The sequence below is a fragment of the Emticicia sp. GW821-FHT11C11 genome (assembly GCF_058808615.1).
Map to the genome: position 1 here is coordinate 668,619 of NZ_JBXARV010000002.1, position 25,371 is coordinate 693,989.

Consider the following 25,371-nt stretch of genomic DNA (forward strand, 5'->3'; position numbering starts at 1 on the left):
GAACTCTCTAACTCAAAAGCCACAATGCACTGTGGCTCTACGAATATTAGAACTCATTCGCATAAATTACTTTCCCATTCAAATTCTCTAATACTACTTTATCTACTTCAATCAGGCCGTTAGCTGCAAAGCCTATTCCGGCTATACGCCCCAGAGATTGGGAGTACACTTGTTCAAAAACCTTTTTACCTGCCAGATAAACCATAACGTTTTTATTAGCTGACAGTATTTCAATCTCCTGCCATTCCATTAAATTGCAGCCGAAAGCCGACAAATCAGTGGTTTTTCCGCTCAAGGAATGCTCGCTTATTTTAGCATTGATATCGCTGACACAGCCCGGACTGGTATTGGTAAAAAACACAAAAGAGTTTTCACAAAATACTTCTGTCATCATCCAGGGGCAATGGGTTTCTTTGGTTTTGCGCATACGCAAGCGGGCTTTGTACCGAAAATTATCTCCTTCCACATTCATCAATCCCGGGTGAAACGTATAGAAATAAATCTGGTTTTTCTGAAAATCGACACCATTGGCTGCAATGGCTTCGTCGGTTACACCCAATACCCCATCATGCACAGCATTTCCCTTGTTAAGATAATCCGGCTTAATGGTATTAAAGTCAGCTTTGGCGTAACAAAACCACTCTTTGGCTGTAATATGCACACCCGCTTCTTTCAACACTTTATTATTGAGCATTAGTTTGGCGCGGTGATACCCGGGCTCATAATAAATGTCGGTCAGTGTATGATTATCTTTCGAAATACCCACCCTTGTTTTCTCATTCCACGACTGCTGAAAATAAAAGCTGTCGCCTTCCATTTTACTGACATCATAGCTGAATATCACGCTGTTGGGTATCTGCTCCGCATCTGTTTGTCGTGCAGCAAAATCAACATTGGCATTCTCAGAACCAAACAAGGGGGTTTTTAAGGCCAATGCTATGGCCGTTCCGATTATAACTATAACCAGGGCAATCCAGACAGGGAGTTTCTTTTTAACAGGTGTAGCCAATTCTTGTGGAAAACCGGTAGGAGTCGTATTCGCTGAAAGTTTCTTTGTTTTGAAATCATACCATCCTTCATAGCCAATAAAAATAGTAAGGGCATTGAGTGTAGACGTTTGAGGCAGGTGGTCGAATTGTCCGTTCAGAATGCGTTTCAATGTAGACAGACTGATGTTGATTCCGGTCCTGGTCTCGATCAGCTCAGAAAGATGTTCGAGGTCGCGTTGCGATACGTGGAACTGACCGGTATAGCCCATCCGCTCTTTTAGCTCAGATAAACATTGCTGCACCAGCGCTTTATCATCCCTCCTATTCATTTTGAATGTATTTTAACGGCGATTGAACAACTTTTGATTGTAAAAATACAATGAAAATCCGGTTTTTTGTGCAGTTGTCAACCTAATCCAACTATTCATTCTGATGAATTCTTATTACAAAGTTATTTTACAGACGGGTCTTATTGCAGGAACGCTGGACCTGATAGGCGCCATTGTTTCATCTACTATTCTGAATCAGAAAATCCCTTATAAGATTTTCCATTACATTGCCAGTGGTGTATTCGGGAAAGAAGCTTTTACCGGAGGCAATGCAATGATCTTCTGGGGTTTGTTGTTCCACTACCTGATTGCCTATACTTTTACTTTTCTTTATTTCTGGATTTACCCCAAAATCGGTTTTCTGGCTGCGAACCGGGTTTTATCGGGTATTCTGTACGGGGCTTTTGTGTGGGTAATTATGAACAGAGTAATAGTGCCATTATCAAACGTCCCCACCGGACCGTTTAATTTAACACAGGCAATAGTCGGTATGCTCGTATTAATGCTGATGATTGGGCTGCCTATTGCTTCAAACGCACATAAATATTATACTTCTCAATAGACGCAAGAAGTGAAAAACAAAAAAGGGAGAAGCACTTTCTCCCTTTTCATCAACCCTGCTCTGCTACTTTCCTTAACTCTTCCAGCACATAGCCCCAGTCATTCTCAGAACGTTCGGCTGCGGCCTCGTCTTTGAAACCATCCTGCGCTACAGTCAATAAGGTTTCCTCTCCTTTTTCTTCAACTGTGTAGGTGATGTTTGCATAATTTGCAGGTATATCTTCTGTTCCGCTCAGGTTACTCCAGTAATTATAAGTAACTGATTTACCCGGCTCAATGGCCAGAATGGTTCCCTTGTCTTCATAAGGTTTGTCATCCCATTGGCCTGAGAATACAATCGGGCTACCCACCTGCCAGTCAGTTTTGGTTTCGGTGCCGAACAAATACTGTTTTATTTTCTCAGGGTTGGTCAAGGCATCCCATACGGCTGCTGCCGATGCTTTCACTGTAATGGTTTTTTTTATTTCATTTGTCATCTCTTAATAGGTTTAATGGTTAAACTCTTTTTACTGGTTCTCGTAATATGGTTTTTAGTTTTTCCGGCGCTGTTTGCTTAAATCAAGTTTTTCCATGTTACGCAATCAATATCAGAAACCCTCATCAGCACTTGGCCCGTAACTACCCGGGATAGGGATATTCAACAATCGTAAATATACGCCCAACTGTGCCCGGTGGTGAATAATCTGGCTCAGCGACATACGCAATACATCTTTCTTGGGGGTCACATCGTAGATGGTTTCTCCATTGCGAAGCGTCCAGTCCTTATCAATCAGGTTTTCGTACTCTTCTTTTAGATATTCTCTCCCTTCATTCAGATTGTTTTCAAAATACGCCATTAAATCTGTATTGTCATTAATCTGCGCAGGGGTATATGGATTACTGGCAAAATCGAGCTCATCGGTAGTCATGGTCATTTTTATCCATGAGGGCAGCTCGCCAATATGCGTGGCCAGTTGCTTGATGCTCATGCTTTTTTCATGAGGTTTCCAGTCATACTTGTCGTTGGGTACAATGGCTAACATTTTGCGGGTAGTCAGAGCTTCCTGCTCAAATTCTTTTGCAAATTGTTGAAAGAAAGACATAGTTTTTTTGCGTTTAAATGAATGATAATGCAAAGAAAACAGGCCCCACTGACAACCCTATGTCAGTCTGTTTTTGAAAATTTAAAAAAAATTCAATACTCAACCGGAAGCTGATAGTCGTTTAAATTAATGTGATTTTTCTTTCGGAAAGACTGCCCGGTATCATGAATAGTACGAATGCGAGAAACCTTAAAGTCGCGGTATTCGTCCCGCAGATGACACCAGGCAATCATGTGCCAGCTGAAGGCATAGAAAACCAGACCAATGGCCTCTACCTGTCTGTGGCTGGTTTCTTCTTTATTATTGACGTAGACAATTTCAAGTATACTTTTTGCGATAATGGCATTCTGAATGCTGCTCAGGTATTCAAAGTCATTATTCAGCCTTTGAGGTACCTGCAATTTGATATTGTCTGTCAGCATCTCCATTTCTTCCTTCTGACTGGCGCGCAACACTGATTTCACCTTGTTCAGAGCCGACGAATAATGCTTCCTGATTGACTTATCCGCAAAACCTATCGCTACGCTTTCCATTAATAACAGGGCGTTGGCTTCTTCAATACTGAATGCCACCGGCGGCAGAAAATACCCCGCTACTACAAAATACCCCTTCTGATTTTCGAATCCAACCGGAATGCCCAGTTCTGCCAGCGCCTTGATGTCGCGGTAAACCGTACGTATGCTGATTTCGAACTTATCGGCAATGCTCTCGGCACTCACATATTTTTTTGACTGCAACGTAGTTACGATAGCCATCAGACGGTCTATTCGATTCATTTCTTTCAGGGGATATTTATTGTGCATCAAAAATAGTAAAGTATTTACTCCTGCAAAAACCTATTTCACTCCCGCAAACAGGGGCTTTGTCAGAAACTCCTGTCGTGCGCCTCCACTACTCTATAATTTTGAAGCATCAACCGGAGACAATCATTTATCTATCATTTAAACACCGTTAAAAATGAAACGAATTATTTTAACTATCAGCTTTTTATCTTTAATTTTCGTCGAAACTTTTGCACAGAAAGCCGAGTATGTGTCGGCTATGGAAAACGCTATCAGTTTATTCAACGAGTTTGAAAACATTGAAAATACTAAACAGGGGGTAAGCCAACTGGAACGCATTGCAGCAGCCGAACCTAAAGAGTGGCTACCCGGTTACTGGGCAGCATATGGCCTGACCAACCTGAGTTTTGCTGAACCCGATGCCGACAAGAAAGACCTGCTGCTCGACGAGGCCGACAAATTTCTGGCAAGTGCTGAAAAACTGCAACCGGGCAATGATGAAATCGAAGTACTGAAAGCTTATATAGCCGGAGCAAGAATGGCTGTAGCCCCGCAAGACCGTTGGCAAAAATATGGTGGCGCCGTAAGCATGGGTTTACAAAATGCTAACAAACTAAACCCTGAAAACCCAAGAGCCAAATTGTTGGAAGCACAGGGAATTTTCTTTACCCCTGAGGCCTACGGTGGCGGCAAGAAAAAATCAGCACCACTGTTTGAAGACGCCCTGAAGAAGTTTGCCAGATTTAAGCCTGCCTCAAGCATTGCACCTAACTGGGGAGAAAGAGCTGCCAACTGGTTATTATCACAAGCTAATTAAGCCTAACCTTAATTGTTATGAAAGATAGCTTTGTTTTATTGGGTTACTCAGACCTCATCGAAAGTACTGACACAGACCTGAAAAAGAACTTTCTGCTGATATTTATTCTAGGCTTAATGGCGGGCATAGGCAGGTTTGTTCAGGAGGGGAGTGCCGGAGAAATATCCGCTTCCACCCACGGTATTCTGGAAATTTTAGTCAACTTAGCGCGGCTTTTAATCATTTTTGTAATTATTGGTCAGGGATATTTACAGGCTGGGTTCAATAATTTTATGAATATACTTCGCCTGAAAACAAACAATTGGTATGAGGTATGGGCCAATGTTAAGTACAATTTCTCTAATAACTTTCCGGCTATTTTAGTCAACTTTATCATTTATGTTATCATAGCAGGTATCATCAATATTGCACTATTTGCCTTGTTTGAATACACTTCATTTATGGCATGGCTGAAATCGACTGAGTTAATCAGTCCGGCCACATCTAAATGGCCGGTATTGTTACTTCTTAAAAATATTTCTATTATTCCGTTTACGCTTGTTTTTGAGACGCGCTTTGTGATGTGGATTGTAGAAAGAAATAAACTAATTGAATAATGAATTATTTACCGTCAGAAATAAAGGAGATTCCGGCAGAAGGCATCAGAAACCTGCAGATTGAAACCATTACGGGTGATATAGAACTGCTAGGCCATGAGGAAGACCAGATCCGAATAGAAATATATGCATCGAAACGCCTGGTTATTAATTTCTTCAGAAAGGAAAGCATTACATCGCAAGACGTGGGTTATGAGCTGGTGAATGTAACCCAGCAGGGAGACCATCTCAGAATTGCTGCCCGCAACAACGGTTTCTGGAAATGGGACTGGCTGAGTTTCTTTCAAGTTTCATTCCGGGTCTTTCTGCCTAAGAACATCAATGCTGTTATAACAACCACTGTCGGAGATATTTCGTTGAATAATATCAGTGGTAAGCAAATGTTACGCACCACAGTAGGAGATGTAAAAATTGCCAACACTACAGGAGATATTCAGGGAAAGGCTTCGGCAGGAAATATAAAAGTGGCTAATTGTGACATCAAGGCCGATCTTTCGTCAGCAGGTGGAAACATATTCATACATAATTCTAAGGGAGAAATTAACTGCTCTACAAGTGGCGGTAATTTCAAAATGGAGAATTTCACCGGAAAACTCTACACTAAAACCAGCGGCGGCAATATAAAAGCCTATAACATTTCGGGCGAGTTCAAGACGTATACCTTCGGTGGTAATATTCGGCTTGAAAACATGCAAGGAAATATAGGTGCATCTACCAAGGGCGGCAATATCAGTATTCAGGCAGTGTCAATCAACGAGTATCTCTGGATTGAAACCAGTGGTGGCAATATAAAGGCGCAATTGCCTTTACACCAGGGCTTACAAATAGAAGCCGATGGAACAGCGGTAAATGCACCGCATTTACAGGGTTTTCAAGGCATCAACAGAACAGGTTTCCTGTCAGGTAGTGTCAATGGTGGGGGTGCAAGTGTAAAACTAAAGGCTTTCGGGGGCAATATTAAAATCTATGCCCCCAAAGTTGAGCCTCATTTTCCGGAAACAGACTTTAAAAAAAAACAGTATACATGGGTAGATAGTCTGAATGTAGAGAAAGCTCCGGACGTCAGTTCGAAGGCTTCTCCCAATGAGCCTGTCCCTGCTGTTTCCAAGCCTGTCAGACCCTATTATAAAGAGCACCATAACAGGTTCAGAACGGGCTTTAAAAATGCCGTTAACAGGCTTAACCCCAAGTTTTTATTATATACCCTGTTTTTTGCTACGTTCTTTATTTATGGACTCAACAGCATCTTATATTTTTCCCTGGAGCTGCTGAATCCTACCTCTCTGGAAGCAGAGCAGAACAAGGCAGTATTTCTGGCCAATCTTACCACAGGGTTTTCGTGTTTTGTCAGTTTGGTATTGTTTATATTGTTCATTGAGCGTTTCCTTGTCAAAAACTGGTCGAAATACATCATACTGGTTATTTTCACCTATTGCATGCTGATGCTGATACGTCTTTTCCAGAAGGCTTTCTATCTGCTGGAAAACGATGGTGGGAGATACTGGACACATTATTGGAAAATCATGTCGGTGAAGTTCGACGGACCCGGTATCATCAACCCCGGTACGCTGTATTTATTAATCCCGATGATAGCCGTTTGTATTTTTTTCTATAACTGGCAACGATCCAAAGACCTCGACCGTAAAATTTCGGAACAGGAATACCAACTGTTGAATCTTGAAAAACTAAAAACCAAAGCACAACTGAACGCATTAGAGGCCCGAATCAATCCGCATTTTCTGTATAATTCATTGAACAGCATTACTGGGCTTATCCACGAAAACCCCGATAAGGCCGAAGAAATGACCATCCAGCTATCGAAACTGTTCAGAGCCACTACGGGTCGCTCCGACCAGAGTTTCCATAGCATTGCCGAAGAGCTGGACATCGTAAAATCTTATCTTTCTATCGAGCAGATGCGCTTCGGTGACCGCCTCAATTATGCTATCAATATAGAGCCCGGACTCGAAAACATTAAAATACCGCGCTTTCTGTTACAACCTGTTGTTGAAAACGCTATTAAACACGGTATTTCCAAAATCCCAGAGCATGGCATTATTGATGTAAAAATCAGTAAGGATGATACCCTGATTGTTTTTCAGATACATGACAACGGCCCGGCGTTCAAAGAAGATTTGAGCGGAGGTTACGGACTGAAAAGCATCAATGATAAACTGCAATTAATCTACGGCAATGAAGCCGGAGTACAAATACAAAACAACGATTTCAAAGCTATTATCATCAGAGTTCCGGTTGAGGCAACCGACAAAACCAATATAGAAGTTTAGAAAGACAAAACCGCAGCATATTATGTTGAAGACCATATTAATAGACGACGAACCATTGGCCATCAGTCGATTGAAACGATTATTAGCCAATCATAGTGCCTTTATTCAAATCATTGATGAAGCGCATAACGGGCAGGAAGGATTAGAAAAGATAGAATCACAGAAGCCTGATTTGATATTTCTCGATATTGAAATGCCATTGCTGACAGGTTTTGAGATGCTGGCAAATCTGTCTTATATGCCTATGGTTATTTTCTCTACAGCGTACGACCAATATGCCATCAGAGCCTTTGAAGAAAACTCTGTTGATTACCTGTTGAAACCCATTGAACCCGAAAGGCTGGAAAAAACCATAGAAAAACTAAAGAAACTGGGAGATAAAAAGGAAGATAGTTCGCTGAGTAATAACTTGATGCACCTGCTGGAACAACTGAAAGTGAAAGAAGATGCACTGCGGGCGCCAACTCAGAAACAGACCACAGCTCATTCTATTTCAGTGAAATCCGGGGAGAGGATTTTGTTTATTCCGCTAACAGAAATCAGTTACTTTGAGGCAGAAGACAAATATGTGTTTTTGAATACAACTGAGGGCAAACAGTATTTGACCAATTATACCATATCAGGCCTGGAAGAAAAACTGCCCGATAACTTCGTGCGGGTGAGTCGCTCAGCCATTGTTAATTCATTCCTGATTAAAGAATTGCAGAAGTACTTCAACGGCAAATATCTGGTTGTGATGCGTGATAGTAAAACCACAAAATTGGAAACAGGCTCTACTTATGGAGACAATCTGAAAAGGTTGATGGAGATCTAAGTTGATAGACGATAGCTCAGAACCGATATTTGCTGTCAGTTTTGCTCAATCAGCAGTGGCACAGTTTTTTCATACATTTATTAAAGAAAGACCGTTTTTTACAACTGTCTGTTTACATAAATCTTAAATAAATGTATGAATATTAAAAGAATCTTCGGCTCATTGCTAACCGTATTGGGTATAATCGGTCTTATTTATTCGGCCGTTTTGTTTGTCAATACTTCTGGAGGTGCCAAAAACATTAAAGCACTTATCATTTATGGTGTTATCGGCTTTATATTTTTCCTTTCAGGTATTAGTCTCATAAGGGCCACAAAGGATGAAGCGTAGAATATTTACGCGCTACATCCACATTTTCGCCTCAATGCCGTGAAAGTTCCATAAAAAGACCCAACTCTGAATCCCTCAATCAGATTTAGCTATTCATACGCTTTGATTTTACATACAAAATTTAGAAAATTGTATGCACAAATTAAAACTGTATGAACAAACTTCTATTTACCGCACTTATAGCCCTTTCTTCCACGCTCGCATTTGCACAAAAGAAAGAAATTGTCAAAACAGATAAAGCTCCCGTACCCATTGCTCCTTACAGTCAGGGTGTAAAAGCCAATGGCATGCTGTATGTTGCCGGACAAATAGGCCTGAACCCCGAAAGCCGGAAACTGGTTGAAGGAGGAGTAGAAGCCGAAACGGTACAGATAATGGAAAACATCAAAGCCATTGTAGAAGCCGCCGGAGCCAGAATGGAAGACCTCGTGAATACTACCATTTATATGAAGGATATTGGCAATTTTGCTAAGGTTAACGATTTATATGGCAAGTATTTCACCGGTAATTACCCTGCCCGCACTACCATTGGCGTGGCGAATCTGCCCGGTGGCGCCAATATTGAAATTGCCGTAATAGCTGTTTTACCTCAGGTTCGCCGTAAATAAGACAAATATTATCTTTAAACCACCCGTAAAGAGCATTTTTAATGTGAACCGTTCGGGTTTTTAACTATTTTTGTTATTCATTCTATTTCTTCATCATGTTCATGAAAAACACCATTCTATTTATCTGTTTACTGGCTGGATTTGCTGCATTTGCACAGATGCCAACCACCACTCAATACAACGCGAATACGCGCTTTGAGCAAATGGGTACCGAACTCCCAACGCCTAATACTTACCGTACCGCTTCAGGTGCACCGGGTAAAGATTACTGGCAACAAAAAGCGGACTACGATATTAAAGTTGAGCTGGATGATGCCAATCAGCGCATAATCGGCACAGAGGTAATTACGTATACCAATAAATCGCCGGACGAGTTGCGCTATATCTGGCTTCAACTGGATCAGAACCTGTTCGAAAAAACATCTATCAATGCCATGACAAAAACAGGTGGCATAGAAAACCAGATGTCTTTCGGAGCCATTCAGGGCATTAATGCTCCCAGCTCTGTGAGAGCCACTATTGCCAGCAACAAAGAATACGGATACAAAATCACACTTGTGAAAGATGCCAAAACCGGTGCCAATCTGGTTTACACCATCAACAACACCATGATGCGAGTGGAAATACCTACTCCTCTGAAAACAGGACAATCGTACTCTTTCCGCGTAGACTGGAACTATAACATTACCGAATACTATGGTCGCTCGGGTATGGAATATTTCGCGAAAGATGGTAACTATAACTACTTTATTGCACATTGGTTTCCACGGATGGCTGTGTATGACGACGTAAACGGATGGCAGCACAAACAGTTTCTGGGTCAGGGTGAGTTTACACTTCCTTTTGGTGATTATAAAGTGGAAATCACTGTACCAAATGACCACGTGGTGGGTGCAACCGGCGAATGCCAGAACTACGACAAAGTATTGTCTGCTACGCAATTAAAGCGTTTTGATCAGGCTAAAAACTCAAAAACACCTATTGTAATTGTTACACAGGCAGAAGCAGAAGCCGCTGAAAAAGGTAAACCGACAGGTAAAAAAACCTGGATTTATAAGGCATCCAACGTGCGCGACTTCGCTTTTGCATCGTCTCGTAAATTTATATGGGATGCCATGCAGACTGATGTATACAACAACGGTCGTAAAATCTGGTCGATGTCATTCTATTCAAAAGAGGGTAATCCACTTTGGGGGCAATACTCAACCCGTGTGGTAGAACACACTTTGAGAAGCTATGGTAACCGTACTATCCAGTATCCTTATCCGGTAGCTATTTCATGCCACGCCACTGCAGGCGGCGGTATGGAGTACCCAATGATATCGTTCAACGGTGGTCGTCCAGAAGCAGACGGCACTTATTCTGAACTGACAAAAGCGGGTATGATTGGCGTAATTATACACGAAGTAGGTCATAACTTCTTCCCGATGATTGTCAACACCGACGAACGCCAATGGACATGGATGGACGAAGGTCTGAACACTTTCTGTCAGTATCTGGCTGAACAGGAGTGGGATCGTAACTTCCCATCGCGCCGTGGTGAGCCACAATACATTGTGCCTTATATGAAAACCGATAAGACACAGCAGGTGCCTATTATGTCGAGTTCCGACAACGTTATCTCATTAGGGCCAAATGCCTATGCTAAACCCGCTACGGGCTTGAATATGCTTCGTGAGACTATCATGGGTCGCGAATTGTTCGACTACGCCTTCAAGGAATATGCACGCCGCTGGGCTTTCAAATCGCCTCAACCTGCCGACTTCTTCCGCACAATGGAAGATGCCTCCGGTGTTGACCTGGACTGGTTCTGGAAAGGCTGGTTCTACGGAGTTGAACCTGTAGATCAGGATCTGGCCGAGGTAGAGTGGTACTCAATCGACAATCAGGATCCGATTGCTAAAAAAGCCGCAGATAAAGCCGATTTTGATGCGAAACGTGAAACGTTGAGCAATATCCGTAACAAAACAGATATTAAACAAACAGTGGTAGAGGCCGACTCAACCATGAAAGACTTCTATAATTCTTATGATAAATTTGCTGTAACTGCTACCGACAAACAAAAATCGGATCAGTACAAAGCGAGTTTATCTGATGATGAGCGTAAAATGCTGGCAGAAGGAAAAAATTTCTACGTGCTGAAAATCAAGAACAAAGGCGGTTTGCCTATGCCGGTGATTGTGAAACTTGAATTTGAAGATGGTACGCACGAAATTGTGAGAATACCTGCTGAAATATGGCGATTGAATGATAAGGAAGTCAAGAAGACACTTCCGACTACTAAAAAGGTTAAGAAGTTTACCCTTGATCCATTCTATGAAATTGCTGATATCGATACCGCCAATAACGCATTTCCACGTGAACCTGAGCAGCCAAGCAAGTTTCAGGCGTTTAAACAAAGGGCCTTTCAGCAAGGGCCAAACCCTATGCAGCAGGCGAAACAAAATCAGCCTTCAGGTGTACAAACCAGCGGAAAGAATTAATTCTTACACATAAAGTATAAAAAGTAAAGCCGAAGCATATACGCTTCGGCTTTACTTTTTATACGCTGGTTAATAATCTCAATTCCTCACCCTGAATTCATACTTACCAGAGCCAACCTGCAACTTGGTATAAATGCCTTCTATACCTGCAATTTTGATGTCAGACGAAACCGGCTTACCCCCTTCTTCTATATCAGGGATATTTGTTGTAGGTAAATAGACCGTGGCCGTGGTATTTACCGGAACCTCAATAGTATAAACGGTAGTTTTCCCGTCTTTTCTCCAGCCTGATGAGGCTAAGCCATAGTTTGTATTCAGCCTGGCACTGGCAGAGGTCAGTCCCTCTCCCAAATGGGGTTTAATGATAATTTTCTTATACCCTGCTCCTTCTTCATCCACATCTATTCCGGCTACATCTCTGTACATCCAGTCTCCTACAGCACCATAAGCGTAATGGTTGAATGAGGTCATGCTCGGATCCTGAAATGTGCTGTCGGGTTTCATCGAATCCCATCTTTCCCAAATAGTGGTTGCTCCCATTTTAATCGGATATAACCATGATGGATATGTGTCTTGCAACAATAGGCGATAAGCTACATCCGTTTTACCGAAACGTGTCAGTACGGGCGTAAGAAATGGCGTGCCCAAAAACCCGGTAGTAAGGTGATAATTATAGCTTTTGATATTATCTACCAGACGACCAGCTGCCTGCTGACGTAGTTCTTCAGGCAGCATATCAAACTGCAATGCCAGAATATAAGCTGTTTGAGTTTCAGAGATTAATCTTCCACCGGCAGTCATAAATTCCTTGCGGAATGCTCCTTTTACACGTTCCAACAATGCTTCAAAATCTTTCACATCATCTGTTTTGCCCAATAGCCTGGCCGCCTTTATCATCAATTCGGTATTATAGGCAAAGAAACATTGTGCTACCAGATAGTTATCTGTAACTGCTGATTTCTGACCAATCATGCCTTTAGAATCATCAACTCTGTATGAAAGCCAGTCTGCAAACTGAAAGCCCGTGTTCCATAGGTCATTTTTTGCGGCCTTTCTTACATATTCCAGATAGGCTTTCATGCTCGGATACTGATCTTCCACTACCCGTTTGTCGCCATATACTACATACATGTTCCAGGGCACAATAATCCCTGCATCAGACCAACCCGCTGCTCCAATTGGGGTATCAAAGAAAGTACCTTTCAGTGCATTGGGAATCACAAACGGAATAGCACCATTAGGGTTCTGGTCGGCAGCTACATCTTTTAACCACTTAGAAAAGAAGTTATTCACATTGAAGTTGAAAGCTGCCGTGCGAGAAAAAACCTCCGCATCGCCCGTCCATCCCAGACGTTCATCACGCTGTGGACAGTCGGTCGGCACATCCAGAAAGTTGCCTCTTTGCCCCCATTGGATATTCTTTTGCAATTGATTTACCAGCGGATTCGAACACTCAAAGCTGCCTGTCGGTTTCATATCTGAATACAAGGCCACAGCCATAAAGTTATCAGGGTTCAGCGGTTCTTTCAGCCCTTCAATTCTTACGTATCTGAACCCGTGAAAAGTAAAACGAGGCTCATAGGTTTCAACTCCCTGTCCTTTCAGAATATAGGTATCCTGCGCCAGCGCGTTTCTCAGGTTATCAAAATACAGACCACCTGTTTTGTCCAATACTTCCACATGCGAAAGCACTATTTTATCACCTGTGTTGCCCGATACTTTCATTTGTACCCAGCCTACCAGATTCTGGCCAAAGTCAAGCACCTGCTCACCTTTCGGGGTTCTCAAAACTTTTACAGGCTTAAAGGTCTCGTGCTTAGTAATCAATTCATGGTTTGATGAAAACAGAATATCTTTCGGAAAATCTTTTACTACGGCCGCTTGCCAGTTTTTATCGTCATATCCGGCGGTTGTCCAGCCGGCTTTTTCCAGCCTTGCATCATACACCTCTCCGTCATAAAGTTCTGAGAATAATATCGGCCCTGTTGATACTTTCCATGAACCATCAGAAACAATGGTTTCTGTTTTACCATCACTGTAGGTAATGTTTATCTGGCATATCAGGGCAGTTTCTTTGCCATAGAAGTTGACCTTCTTCTCCCAGCCTAATTCACCTCTGTACCAACCGTTAGCCAGGCTAACACCAATGGCGTTTTTGCCTTGCTTTACCAGATTAGTTACATCGTAGGTCTGATACAATAAACGCTTGTTGTAGCTGGTCCAACCCGGGGTTAGATAGGCCTCTCCCACTCTTTGTCCGTTAATATTGGCCTCATAAAGCCCTTTAGAGGTAATATAGGCCATTGCCGATTTAATCTTCTTTGAAGCATTAAATGATTTTCTGAATTGTGGTACCACGCCATAGGCAGTGTCGCCTTTAATACCTGATGAAATCCATTGTGCTGTTATTTCAGAAACAGGGTTCAAAAGCGCTGTTTGCCAGTAAGCAGTAGTGCTCCAGGGTGATTCCTGCGATTGATTATCCCAGACTTTCACCTGCCAGAAATACTTCTGACCGGATTTAAGCGGAGCACCCTGATAGGTTTGCAGGACTGATTCTTCAGAATTTATCTTGCCTGAATCCCACACCAGATTTTTCTTTGAGAAATCGGCAGAGGTGGCTACCCTGATGGCATAAGCCGTTTGCAGGATGTTTCTGCCGGTTCCGGCAATTTTCCAGGTGAAACGGGGTTTGGTGATGTCCAGCCCAATGGGATTTACACGATTTTCGCAGGTTAAATCATACGTACTCAGGTTTTGCGCCAATGCGCTCATGCCCATCAAACAAATGATCAGGGTAAGTATTTGTCTCATTGCTTATTTAATTTTATCCATAATATTTTGCACTATTCTACAAAATAAAATCAAAACTACAATAATACACTCATCTACTCTCCTGTTATTATTTCGATTCGATAAAATAAAAAATCCGTAGTAAAGATTACTACGGATTCCGAACTGAATATTACACATTTGTTATTCTGCTCTGCTCATTTCTTTTGCCATTTTTATGGCGTTATAGGCGTTTACTATCCCACCGGTTACCGACAAATCTTCAAATTTTACGATTTCTTTAGACCCCGGCTTGTATACTCTTAGTTCAGGCACTCTCACGGCTGACTCAAGAATAATCTTTTTCAACTGAGCGGCTGTTAAATCAGGGAAATAGGATTTCAAAAGCGCTGCTACACCCGTAGTTGCCGGTGCCGCCATACTCGTGCCGCTTTTTTCTTCATATTTAGAACCCGGTATAGTAGAATAAATATCTACGCCCGGTGCAAATACATCTACGTTATTTTTACCATAATTGCTAAACTCGGCCACGGCATCGGGTGCGCTTTTCCATGACAACGCTCCTACCGAAATCCAGTTTTCGGCTTTTGCGCCGTTTTCATAGGTATTTGTAGGATAATGCATGTCCACGTCTGTATCCTGATTATCATTACCAGCGGCGGCTATCAGCAATACTCCTTTCGACTGCGCGTATTTCACGGCATCGTCTACCCATTTTTTCTCAGGAGAATACGGTTTCCCGAAACTCATATTAATAATTTGTGCGCCGTTATCAGCAGCATAACGAATGGCATTGGCAACGTCTTTATCTCTTTCGTCGCCATCGGGCACTGTACGCACCACCATTATCCGCACATCGTCACATACACCTCTAATACCAACATTGTTGCTACGGTTTGCCGCTATAATACCTGCTACGTGTGTACCATGAACACCGTCCGGGCCAACCACTTCGTTGTTGCCGTATTCGCCGTATTGCAATTTATCCGGCTTGTCGCCCACTACTATACGCGGATTAAAATCGAGGTTATAATTATACTTCAGCTCGTTTTCGTAGTGTTCCACCGCATCTTTAATATCACTGCCCGTAGCGCCCAGCTCCATAAATTTCTCAAGTGTACGCTTAGCGGCTCTCACACCACGATCGGCACTGTTTTCGTCGATATCGGCTATGTTTTCACGGGTCAGGTTGTCAGTCTTGAGATAGGTCTTTAATACGTTCTCCGACTCAATGTAGTTTTTATACAATTGGGCGTAAAAAGGGGCATATTGCTCAGCCTCCGACTTCTTCTCTTCGTATTCTTTCTGAAGTTTCTGATACAGCGCATAATCTGCCTGATTTTTACGAATCAGCTTTTTAGAAGGTTTATCTCCGAATTTATCTTTCAGTTGCTTTAACAGGCGGGTTAACTCAACCTGCTCATGATTTACATCCTGACCGTCTTTACCACCCAGAAAATCCCAACCGTTGATATCATCAATAAACCCGTTCTTATCGTCGTCTTTACCGTTGCCGGCGATTTCTTTGGGATTCACCCAGATTCTGTCTTTCAAATCTTCGTGATTTATGTCCGTGCCGCCATCTATTACAGCCACCAGAACGGTTTTCGACGGCCTGTCCTTTAGTAATTCTGCATAAGCACGCTCAACACTCATACCTCTCACACCGTCTTTCTCGAAATCAAGATTTTGCCAGTTTGGTTTAGTTTTTAATTGTTGCGCATAAGTCTGAAGAAAAAAAGAAAGGAGAAAAATTGAAACAAGTACTTTCTTCATTGCGTAATTTTTTCGTTAAAAATAGATTTGTCTGTTAAAGTATATCGTCTTTACCGGTTGTTGCCCGGCAGAAGAAAATAAGTTAATTGCGAATATAAACGATTTGCTTTAAATTTTATTTAACCCATAATGGGTTATTTTATTGAGTGGGTTATCTTTTTGTTATATTTTTTCAAGCGCCTGTCTGAAATCTTCAAGCAGGTCGTCTATGCTTTCGATACCCACTGAAATCCGTAACAGGTTTTCAGGGCTTACAGAATGGGCTCCTTCGGCCGATTTACGGTGTTCAATCAAGGTTTCTACACCTCCCAGACTTGTGGCATGTTTTACCAGTTGCAGATTCGAGGTTAACTTTAGGGCTGCTTCTTGTCCTCCTTTTACGAGTATCGACATCATCCCGCCAAAACCATTCTTCATTTGCTTTTTAGCAACCTTATGGTATTCGTTAGATTTCAGACCCGGATAGTTTACTTTTTCTATCTGAGGATACGCCTCCAGGAAAGTAGCCAGCTTCATGGCATTGTGCGCATGCACCGGCATTCTGACTGCAAAAGTCGATAAGCTGCGGAAAAGCAACCAGCAGTCGAACGGGGAAGGTATCACGCCACCTGTAGTCTGGAAATTCCTGATACGGGCTTTCAATTCCGGCGGGCAGTTTTCATTGACAATAATGCAACCACTGAGAATATCTGAATGCCCCCCGAAATACTTGGTGGTAGAGTGCATGATGATGTCTACTCCAAAATCGAACGGGCGTGTAAAGTAGGGAGTTGCCCAGGTGTTGTCACAACCTACCAGTATATTTTTTGTCTTAGCAAGTTTCACTACCGCTTGTATATCAGTTATTTTCAAACTCGGGTTGGAGGGCGTTTCAATCCAGATAAGCTTAGTATTTTTCCTGATTGCTTTCTTTATCTGATTGATGTCAGTCATGTCAACAGGCGTGCAGGTCATGCCCCAGTGTGTATACAGGCTCTCGATCATGTAGCGGGTGCCATAATAGATATCATCCGGCAGAATCACGTGGTTGTTGGTACCCAAAGCATGAAAAACGCTCATGGTAGCTGCCTGCCCTGACGAAAACGCAATGGCATCGGTTCCTCCTTCTAAAACAGCCAGCTTTTCTTCCAGCATACGTCGGTTGGGATTCGATGCCCGGGCATAAATATCTCTTCCTTCCACAAAAGTTCCATCGTCGGCACGTTCAAAAGTCGTAGAAAGAATAATGGGTGGTGTCACTGCTCCGGTGGTGGGTTCACCATGATTTCCGGTGTGTATGGTTAGAGTTTCTAATTTCATGTGTAATTTTGGGGATTAATAACGGCTATCGGTAGTACTCCTTCTCAATAACCACCTCGATGGCGGCAAATATAACCAATAAATGAAGCAAAAACTTAACATTATAAAAATCGGCGGCAATGTAATTGACAATCCTAATGCTTTGTCAAAATTCCTGAAAGACTTCTCGGCTTTATCTGATGCTAAGATTCTGATTCATGGGGGAGGTAAAATTGCCACCAAAATAGCGGTTAAGCTTGATGTGGAAACCAAAATGGTAGAGGGAAGACGCATTACCGACCTGCCGATGCTGGAGGTGGTAACGATGGTCTATGGCGGATTGGTGAATAAGCAGATAGTAGCGCAACTGCAGGCTTTACATTGCAATGCCATTGGCCTGACAGGTGCCGATGCCGGAGTAATACTTGCCAGAAAACGCCCTGTAAAAGAAATTGATTACGGTTATGTGGGCGATGTGGAACAAGTAAACGACAAAATCATTAAGAATTTTGTAGACAACGAACTGACACCTGTATTTGCACCGCTCACTTTTGATAAAGACGGCAATATACTGAATACCAATGCCGACACGCAGGCATCATCAGTAGCGGTTGCCATGGCGCCGCATTATGAAGTGAATCTGATTTATTGTTTTGAGAAAAAAGGTGTGTTATCTGACCCGGAAGACAACGACTCGGTGATACCTTCTCTTACCCCGGCCAGTTATGCCGATTATAAGGCTTCGGGAGCCATTAATGCGGGTATGATTCCAAAACTGGATAACGCCTTTGCCGCTTTGCAGAAAGGCGTAACCAAGGTTATTATCTGCCATGCCGACGAATTACAGCAAGCAGTAGCGCTAGGACAAAGCGGAACACAAATTATTCTTTAACTTTGCAGAACTACCATTCATTACGAAGATATATGATTCAGAACTCCAATCTGGTTGAAACATTGACAAAAGATGCCATCGAACTGCTGAAAGATTTAATTCAGACCGAATCTTTCAGTAAGCAGGAAGATGAAACGGCGGGCCTCATTGAAGAATTTTTCAGGGAAAGAAATATTCCTTACCGTAGAATGAAAAATAATATATGGTCAAGAAATAAGTACTTCGATGCCTCAAAACCTACTGTTTTACTTAATTCTCACCACGATACCGTTAAGCCTAATCCTTCATGGACACTGAACCCGTTTAATCCTTTATTGAAAGACGGCAGGCTATACGGGCTTGGCAGCAACGATGCAGGCGGATGCCTGGTATCATTAATTGCCACTTTCTGTTATTTCTACTATCGCCAGGATTTAACCTATAATGTGATAATGGCAGCTACTGCCGAAGAAGAGATTTCCGGGCGTGAAGGGCTTGAAATAGTAGCGCCGGAACTGCCGGAAATTTCGTTCGCCATTGTGGGTGAGCCCACCCAGATGCACCTGGCTGTGGCAGAAAAAGGACTTCTGGTATTGGATTGTACCGCCCACGGCAAGTCTGGCCATGCAGCAAGAAATGAAGGCGAAAACGCCATTTATAAAGCTATACAGGATATCAACTGGTTTCAGACTTACCAATTTCCTAAAGTATCAGAAAACCTCGGTCCAATCAAAATGACCGTCACCATCATTGGTGCAGGAACCCAGCACAATGTAGTGCCTGATACCTGCAAGTTCACGGTCGATATCCGGGTAACGGAACAGTATACACTGGAAGAGATTATTGAAACAGTAAGAAAAAACATTGACAGCGAGGTAGCACCGCGTTCTATTCGTTTACGTCCTTCAAGTATCCCGATGGAACACCCCATTGTGCAGGCAGGGATAAGTATGGAACGAAATACCTACGGCTCTCCCACCACATCAGATCAGGCCTTGCTGGATTGCCCTTCTCTTAAAATGGGGCCCGGTGATTCGGCACGTTCACATACCGCCGATGAATACATTTACCTGAATGAGATAGAAGAGGGTATTCAATTGTATATCCAGATGTTAGAAAAAGTAATTCTCTAAACATATACTGCCTATAGCAGTGCTTTTAATTAATGAATATCATTTTTTACTTTTTCGCCATCCTTTGCGGAGTAGCCAACAGCGTTCAGTCGGGCGTTAATGCCGAGTTACGCAAGGGCATTAATAATCCTGTTTTTGCGGCCATTATTTCGTTTTCTGTAGGGCTTGTTGGGCTGATACTTATCACGCCGTTTTTCAAGGAACCTATCCCTACTTTGTCAACGCTTAAATCATTGGTTTGGTGGAAATGGATTGGCGGAATATTGGGAGCCTTTTTTGTAACAACGGTTATTCTGATTGTACAGAAAATTGGTTCAGCCAACATGCTGGCACTGATTGTGGCAGGCCAGTTGCTGACGGCTATGATTCTGGATCACTACGGTTTGCTTGGCTACAAAATTCATCCTATCACACTGTGGAGAATTGTGGGCGGTATTGTTACTGTGATTGGCGTTTATATGATTGTAAAAAACTAAGACGGCTCGGAAGCATGATTACCGCTTAATTATGCTTCCGACTACTTCCATTATCTTCCGGGTTGCTCCAATGTTATCTATTACATAATTACTGCATATTGCTGCCGCTTTCTTTCTGCTGCTCTCATTGGTTTTCAGCCCGCTATATAAAGATTTCAGTTCTTCCGTGCTCTCTATAGGAAACGCTCCACCTTCTTGAATCAAATCAGTAGCCTCCTGAAATTTGTGATAGGCTTTATTACCAAAGAAAATCGGCATACCAAAAGTGGCTGCCTCCAGTATATTATGCAAACCTTTACCGAAAGACCCACCAATAAAAGCATATTCGGCATACTGGTAGAGCGACGACAACATGCCTATGTTGTTGATAAACAACACGTCGTAAGATTCCAAATCTGCAATCTCTCTGGCATCTGAAAACAAAACGGTTCTTAAACTGAGTTGCTTGCGCCATATTTCAATTTCAGCATCGTGGATTTCGTGAGGAGCAATAATGAATTTGGTATCATCCTTTAAATCGTTCATGAGCGGAATCAATACATCTATATCTGCCTGCCACGCCGACCCTACAATGAATATTTGTTTACCATTTTTAAATTTCTCAAATACAGGAATCTCTTTCCGATTATCTACAATCTGTTTTACACGGTCAAAACGGGTATCTCCGGCCAGCGTGGTATTCTCTATTCCAATGCTTTGCAGTAAATCAAGCGACTGCTGATTCTGCACTAGAATATGGGCAAATTTATGAAGCAGCTCTTTGTAAAATCCGCCATAAAATTTAAAAAACATTTGGTCAGGTCTGAAAATGGCTGAAAATGAAATAACAGGGATTCTGCGTTTTTCCAGTTGAGTCAAATAGTTTTTCCAGAATTCATACTTCACAAAAAAGGCAATGCTTGGCTTAACAATCTCTACAAATCTGGCTGCGTTTTCGGGCGTATCAGCCGGGAGGTAATAAATGTAGTCTGCGCCTGTATAGTTTTTCCGTATTTCATAGCCTGATGGCGAAAAGAAAGTCAGCAGAATTTTATAATCAGGGTGCTCTTTTCTGAATGCCTCAATTACGGGTCTGCCCTGCTCAAACTCCCCCAATGAAGCACAATGAAACCAAGCCAGCCTCGTAACGCCTGATCGCCAGTGCTTGCGCTCTGCATCGGTCTTCAATTTATCAAAAAGATTCTTTCTGCCCTCTACCCAAAGCTTTGCTTTTTTGTTGAACGGAGATACCAGCCTAAGCAAAGACACATAGGCGTATATAGACAGATTATAAAACAAATTGAGCATCCTGCTGGGGTTAATTAAAAACTAAAACTAGGACAAACCTACAAAAAACCTTTTAAAAAGCCACTTTTCAGATAATTAACAATGGTTTCCCAAACCTCTTTTCAATCTGGTTTATATTATCAGCCGAACCAATGCAAAACAGATTTCGTCACAAAAACAACCACCTACACACCACCAAAGCCCCTCTTCACATATTATTTAAGAAATTTCATAATATTTCTCTAAATTTATTGTTATTATGGCATTATAAGCGCTGATATTCAGTGGTCTTATTAATACGTTTCACTAACATCATTTCCGAAAAAAGCTATTATTTCTAAGTACCCAGGGGAAATAATTAAAACACTAATTAACCCATGTCTCTGCTCAATCGTTTAAAAAACTGGCTGCTGTCTGAACAGCCCTCAGAAGAGCCTGAAGAGGTTCCCTTAATTGTGAATGAACCTCCTGTTGTATCAAATTCTGTTGAAGTTCCCGTTCAGGAGTTACCTCAACCTGCAGAAGCACCATTAGCCCCTTTCTGGCTTGAAAATGAAGATGCGCTTCGCGACGAAGGTGTGATTTTCGGATTATCGGAATCAAAAGCAGAAGAAAAAATAGGGGTTATAAGAAATTATTTCGCCCATAAAACAGCCAATTTAGAGAAAACGGTTGAGTACTACTCGGAGAAAATCGGAGAGCTGAATCTTTTCATTGAGCAAAAGGAAACCCGAATTAACGAGCTGAAAGAAAAGGCCGTTACGCTCGAAAACCGGGAGGCTTTCATCCATCACCTGCCTCGCACCATAGCCGGCTTTTTGTTGTCAACTGCTATGTGCATAGGCAATTACTACCTGATAGATGAGTCTATTCTACCGAATTTCCCGCAGAACCACCAGTTTATTGCACTGGGAATCTTACTGGCGGGTATGTTCAATCTTTTCACACCGAAGTCGCTTTTCCACGAAAAGGAAACCGAAATTTCATGGAAAAATATCCTAGAAGAAATCGGTATGCCCATAGCCGCGTCCGTTTTTGTATTTGTACAAGCACTGGAGCATCAGTCTACCGCAAGGGCATTGGCACTGCTTCTTTTCAGCTTCTTTCTGTTCCTTTTTGCCGGTAAGTTATTTCTGAGCAACCTCACGCTTCTTAAAAATGATGCCGGGCTATGGATAAGCAACCTGAAACTGGCCAGAGATAAAACCGATAAGACGAACGATTGGGAAAACGAAGTGAATCAATTGAAACACGAAATTGATGAAAAACGAATAGCGAAGTGGCAGATTATTGATGTGTTGAAAGCACCCGAGGCTGAATTGAAACGTTTGAACGAAAAACGTGAAATGATGATAAAACTCTTTGAAAGTGAGTTTAATCTGGCCAGAAGCTACCGCGAAAAACTGACCAATAAAGAAATCAAGAAAATTCTGGAATAGCATCTTCATGCATAAAAGCCATTATCTCTGACATGGAAAAAGAAAACGAAAATTATTATAATACAGATTTTCAGCACGGTTACATTACCGGTGTTGAGAATGTCGACAAAGCTACTTACGAGAGCTATCTGTCTAGCCACGTAAGCCATGAATGGCTACAGGGCCGCATTAATGATAAGCGTGAAGAGCTGGCACAAATAGATACCGCTATTGCCGAAAATCGTGAAAAACGCAAAGCATCTTACGATAAGCTGCAGGAACATGTGCTGGGCGCAAACACCCAGACCCTACATATTGGCTATATTCAGAAAGAAATACAGGCCAATACTGAGAAAATTGTTTTGCTGGAAGAAAAACACAAAAAATATGAGTCGCCATACTCACTGTTTGCCGGTATTCTGTATCTGTTGGCAGGGGCGGCTTTCGTGTCGGGTGATCTGATTATCTCTCACGAGATTGTGGCTTATGCACTTAATATCCGTAATAATTTTGAAGCGTGGGCTTTTGCCATCGGTTTGGCCATGTTGTCAATCCTCTTGAAGCCTGCTTACGAACGTCTGGTAGAACATCCGTATCTGCATAACTATAATCCAAAAACCAAAAAGGTATATGGAATCTTTCAAGGCTTTCTGTTGGTATTTTCAATTGGTACCATGCTTGTTCTCGGGTGGTTCAGGTATGAGGCTTATAAAACCGACAAACTGAAAGAGGGAATTAACAAACAGATAAAGGCTATGCAATTAAACAGCACGCCTTTAGACCCTTCAGCGGCACAACCAACCGATAATCAGGCGCTTATTCAGAAAATGGACGAGCAGTTGAAGGCCTATGATAAACTGAATATCGATCTGGTAAACAGCCCCTGGGCATTGATGTCGTTTGTTTTGAGCGGTATTTTATTTGCTATTGCCGGGGCTATCTGTCTGGGTATTGCCCTGCCGGTTATGCATGCTTACTGGTACCGATGGTTGCAGTCAGGTCCGGCCATAAGAAGATTGCGCAAGAAGAACGTAAAACTGACCGAAACACTGAAAGAAACTGAAAAAGCGCTGGCCGAACAAATGGCGCAAAAGAATATTCTTGAAAACGACCTGGTGACTCTGCCTGAAGTTGCTGAATTGAAAGAAGATAAAAAGGCGATTCTGGCTGAAATTGAAAACATGCTTGAGCATGCGAAATTGGCCGATCAGGATCGTCGTATCAACTCATTCAATGACGGTGTAGCTAAAGGAACAGCCAACAGAGGCGAGATGACCGACGATGAATATGAGGAGTTCAGGAGTTCGTCTGTACGACAAATGCGCCATGCGCAGGATTCAAAATCTGACTCCGGCCCGAAAGTATACCGTAACAATGGTCTACGCCCACATCAGGCACTTCGGAAAGTAATTACCGAGCAATTTAACCAGAATCAAAATCCGAACTAAGGTTTAGTTCAGCAGCCATATCGAGTAGAAGCATGATGATTCATGCTTCTACTTTTTTTATTTGATACCCTCATAAACCGATATTTTGTCTATTTTTGTCGCCAAAACTATCACATCTTAAATTACATGGAATCAACAGAAATAAAGAAAATCCCTCTGAGCGATCTGCACGAAAAAATTGGTGGGAAAATGGTGCCATTTGCCGGCTTTCTAATGCCTGTCAGGTATTCGTCTGATATTGAAGAACACAACTGCGTGCGCAATGGTGTGGGCGTGTTTGATGTGTCTCATATGGGAGAATTCATGTTGACCGGAGATAAAGCCCTTGACCTTATCCAACGAGTTTCGGCGAATGATGCTTCAACCTTGTTTGACGGTAAGGTACAATACAGTTACCTGCCAAACAGACAAGGTGGCGCAGTAGATGATTTGCTGGTTTACAGACTGACGGAAGACTGGTATTATCTGGTAGTAAATGCCGCAAATATTGAAAAGGACTGGGACTGGATTCAGAGCCATAATACAGATAACGTACCGATGAAGAATCTGTCAGATTCCACCTGTCTGTTTGCTGTGCAAGGACCAAAGGCTATTGATACATTACAGAAACTGACCGATTTAGACTTAGCGTCTATGGATTATTATACGTTCAAATCTGGTACTGTTGCAGGTATTGAGCCTGTGTTGATATCTGCAACAGGCTACACGGGTGCAGGTGGTTTTGAATTATACGTAGATAACAAAGACGCAGAAGCACTTTGGAACGCCATATTTGAAGCAGGTGCCGAGTTTGATATTAAACCTATTGGCTTAGGAGCAAGAGACACCCTGCGACTGGAAATGGGCTATTGTCTTTACGGCAATGATATTACAGATACTACTTCTCCGCTGGAAGCAGGTTTAGGCTGGGTAACCAAATTCAACAAAAACTTTGTTAATTCAGCTAATCTGCAAGCACAAAAAGCCAACGGTCTGAAACGGAAACTAGTTGGAATTGAAATGATTGACAGGGGGATCCCTCGCTCACATTACGAAATCTGTGATGCCGATGGTAATAAACTGGGAGAAATTACTTCGGGAACGATGTCGCCAACTTTGCAGAAAGGTATTGCGATGGGTTATGTACCTGTTGAGTTCTCAAAAGCCGGAACCGAAGTATTTATTAAAGTAAGAGATAAGCTGTTGAAAGCAGTAGTTGCTAAAACTCCATTTGTGAAACCGGGAGTGTGAAAC

22 protein-coding genes are annotated in these 25,371 nt (G+C 42.3%); 14 read left to right on the top strand and 8 right to left on the bottom strand.

Going from position 1 to position 25,371, the window contains the following annotated elements; translation table 11 throughout:
• Positions 1 to 46: 46 nt before the first annotated feature.
• The gene (locus AC1RRY_RS12760) at positions 47 to 1,318 is read right to left on the bottom strand and encodes a hypothetical protein (protein ID WP_492820221.1); all 1,272 of its coding nucleotides are present in this window, start codon (positions 1,316 to 1,318) and stop codon (positions 47 to 49) included.
• Between the two features lie 103 nt (positions 1,319 to 1,421).
• Between AC1RRY_RS12760 and AC1RRY_RS12765 the strand changes: the two genes are divergently transcribed.
• Positions 1,422 to 1,880 carry a DUF1440 domain-containing protein gene (locus AC1RRY_RS12765; protein WP_492820219.1) on the top strand — a complete coding sequence of 153 codons (459 nt, stop codon included), beginning with the start codon at positions 1,422 to 1,424 and terminating at the stop codon, positions 1,878 to 1,880.
• Between the two features lie 49 nt (positions 1,881 to 1,929).
• Here the strand turns inward: AC1RRY_RS12765 and AC1RRY_RS12770 are convergent, their stop codons facing one another.
• The 3 genes from AC1RRY_RS12770 to AC1RRY_RS12780 form a co-directional block, all read right to left on the bottom strand.
• A complete protein-coding gene (locus AC1RRY_RS12770; protein ID WP_492820217.1) occupies positions 1,930 to 2,355 on the bottom strand; it encodes an SRPBCC family protein in 426 nt (141 codons plus the stop codon).
• A 111-nt stretch (positions 2,356 to 2,466) separates the two neighbouring features.
• Positions 2,467 to 2,961, bottom strand: a complete 495-nt coding sequence (locus AC1RRY_RS12775) for a DinB family protein (protein WP_492820215.1) — start codon at positions 2,959 to 2,961, stop codon at positions 2,467 to 2,469.
• A 92-nt stretch (positions 2,962 to 3,053) separates the two neighbouring features.
• Entirely contained in the window at positions 3,054 to 3,737 is a 684-nt protein-coding gene (locus AC1RRY_RS12780; RefSeq protein WP_492820213.1) for a helix-turn-helix transcriptional regulator, read from the bottom strand.
• Between the two features lie 181 nt (positions 3,738 to 3,918).
• On the opposite strand from AC1RRY_RS12780, the gene AC1RRY_RS12785 reads away from it, so the two are divergent.
• From AC1RRY_RS12785 to AC1RRY_RS12815, 7 genes are all read left to right on the top strand, one after another.
• On the top strand, positions 3,919 to 4,560 hold the full coding sequence (locus AC1RRY_RS12785) for a hypothetical protein (protein WP_492820211.1): 642 nt from the start codon (positions 3,919 to 3,921) through the stop codon (positions 4,558 to 4,560).
• A 17-nt stretch (positions 4,561 to 4,577) separates the two neighbouring features.
• The gene (locus tag AC1RRY_RS12790) at positions 4,578 to 5,156 is read left to right on the top strand and encodes a hypothetical protein (RefSeq protein WP_492820209.1); all 579 of its coding nucleotides are present in this window, start codon (positions 4,578 to 4,580) and stop codon (positions 5,154 to 5,156) included.
• Positions 5,156 to 7,444 (top strand): histidine kinase, encoded by a 2,289-nt coding sequence (locus AC1RRY_RS12795; protein ID WP_492820207.1) that lies wholly within the window; start codon positions 5,156 to 5,158, stop codon positions 7,442 to 7,444. Before AC1RRY_RS12790 ends, AC1RRY_RS12795 begins: the two co-directional genes overlap by 1 nt.
• A 22-nt stretch (positions 7,445 to 7,466) precedes the next feature.
• Complete coding sequence (locus tag AC1RRY_RS12800) at positions 7,467 to 8,258, top strand: LytR/AlgR family response regulator transcription factor (protein ID WP_492820205.1); 792 nt, start codon at positions 7,467 to 7,469, stop codon at positions 8,256 to 8,258.
• 135 nt (positions 8,259 to 8,393) lie between these two features.
• A complete protein-coding gene (locus AC1RRY_RS12805) occupies positions 8,394 to 8,588 on the top strand; it encodes a hypothetical protein (protein WP_492820203.1) in 195 nt (64 codons plus the stop codon).
• Positions 8,589 to 8,740: 152 nt separating this feature from the next.
• On the top strand, positions 8,741 to 9,196 hold the full coding sequence (locus tag AC1RRY_RS12810) for a RidA family protein (protein ID WP_492820201.1): 456 nt from the start codon (positions 8,741 to 8,743) through the stop codon (positions 9,194 to 9,196).
• Between the two features lie 101 nt (positions 9,197 to 9,297).
• Complete coding sequence (locus tag AC1RRY_RS12815; protein WP_492820199.1) at positions 9,298 to 11,679, top strand: M1 family metallopeptidase; 2,382 nt, start codon at positions 9,298 to 9,300, stop codon at positions 11,677 to 11,679.
• A 78-nt stretch (positions 11,680 to 11,757) separates the two neighbouring features.
• On the opposite strand, the gene AC1RRY_RS12820 is transcribed toward AC1RRY_RS12815, so the two are convergent.
• The 3 genes from AC1RRY_RS12820 to AC1RRY_RS12830 form a co-directional block, all read right to left on the bottom strand.
• Complete coding sequence (locus AC1RRY_RS12820; RefSeq protein WP_492820197.1) at positions 11,758 to 14,493, bottom strand: family 78 glycoside hydrolase catalytic domain; 2,736 nt, start codon at positions 14,491 to 14,493, stop codon at positions 11,758 to 11,760.
• 162 nt (positions 14,494 to 14,655) lie between these two features.
• Positions 14,656 to 16,248 carry a S8 family peptidase gene (locus AC1RRY_RS12825; RefSeq protein ID WP_492820195.1) on the bottom strand — a complete coding sequence of 531 codons (1,593 nt, stop codon included), beginning with the start codon at positions 16,246 to 16,248 and terminating at the stop codon, positions 14,656 to 14,658.
• 162 nt (positions 16,249 to 16,410) lie between these two features.
• Positions 16,411 to 17,547: a trans-sulfuration enzyme family protein gene (locus AC1RRY_RS12830; protein WP_492820193.1), complete on the bottom strand. Its 1,137-nt coding sequence runs from the start codon at positions 17,545 to 17,547 to the stop codon at positions 16,411 to 16,413.
• 82 nt (positions 17,548 to 17,629) lie between these two features.
• On the opposite strand from AC1RRY_RS12830, the gene argB reads away from it, so the two are divergent.
• The 3 genes from argB to AC1RRY_RS12845 are packed head-to-tail and all read left to right on the top strand — an operon-like array spanning position 17,630 to position 20,006.
• Positions 17,630 to 18,418, top strand: coding sequence for an acetylglutamate kinase (argB, locus tag AC1RRY_RS12835; protein WP_492820191.1), 789 nt, complete (start codon positions 17,630 to 17,632; stop codon positions 18,416 to 18,418).
• Between the two features lie 32 nt (positions 18,419 to 18,450).
• On the top strand, positions 18,451 to 19,530 hold the full coding sequence (locus tag AC1RRY_RS12840) for a M20 family metallo-hydrolase (RefSeq protein ID WP_492820190.1): 1,080 nt from the start codon (positions 18,451 to 18,453) through the stop codon (positions 19,528 to 19,530).
• Positions 19,531 to 19,562: 32 nt separating this feature from the next.
• Entirely contained in the window at positions 19,563 to 20,006 is a 444-nt protein-coding gene (locus AC1RRY_RS12845; protein ID WP_492820188.1) for a DMT family transporter, read from the top strand.
• 18 nt (positions 20,007 to 20,024) lie between these two features.
• Here the strand turns inward: AC1RRY_RS12845 and AC1RRY_RS12850 are convergent, their stop codons facing one another.
• Positions 20,025 to 21,293 carry a 3-deoxy-D-manno-octulosonic acid transferase gene (locus AC1RRY_RS12850; RefSeq protein WP_492820186.1) on the bottom strand — a complete coding sequence of 423 codons (1,269 nt, stop codon included), beginning with the start codon at positions 21,291 to 21,293 and terminating at the stop codon, positions 20,025 to 20,027.
• Positions 21,294 to 21,649: 356 nt separating this feature from the next.
• Here AC1RRY_RS12850 and AC1RRY_RS12855 point away from each other — a divergent pair, with 356 nt between their 5' ends.
• From AC1RRY_RS12855 to gcvT, 3 genes are all read left to right on the top strand, one after another.
• Positions 21,650 to 22,711, top strand: a complete 1,062-nt coding sequence (locus tag AC1RRY_RS12855; RefSeq protein ID WP_492820184.1) for a hypothetical protein — start codon at positions 21,650 to 21,652, stop codon at positions 22,709 to 22,711.
• A gap of 32 nt (positions 22,712 to 22,743) precedes the next feature.
• On the top strand, positions 22,744 to 24,138 hold the full coding sequence (locus AC1RRY_RS12860; protein ID WP_492820182.1) for a hypothetical protein: 1,395 nt from the start codon (positions 22,744 to 22,746) through the stop codon (positions 24,136 to 24,138).
• 126 nt (positions 24,139 to 24,264) lie between these two features.
• Entirely contained in the window at positions 24,265 to 25,368 is a 1,104-nt protein-coding gene (gcvT, locus tag AC1RRY_RS12865) for a glycine cleavage system aminomethyltransferase GcvT (protein WP_492820180.1), read from the top strand.
• The last annotated feature ends 3 nt before the right edge of the window (positions 25,369 to 25,371 follow it).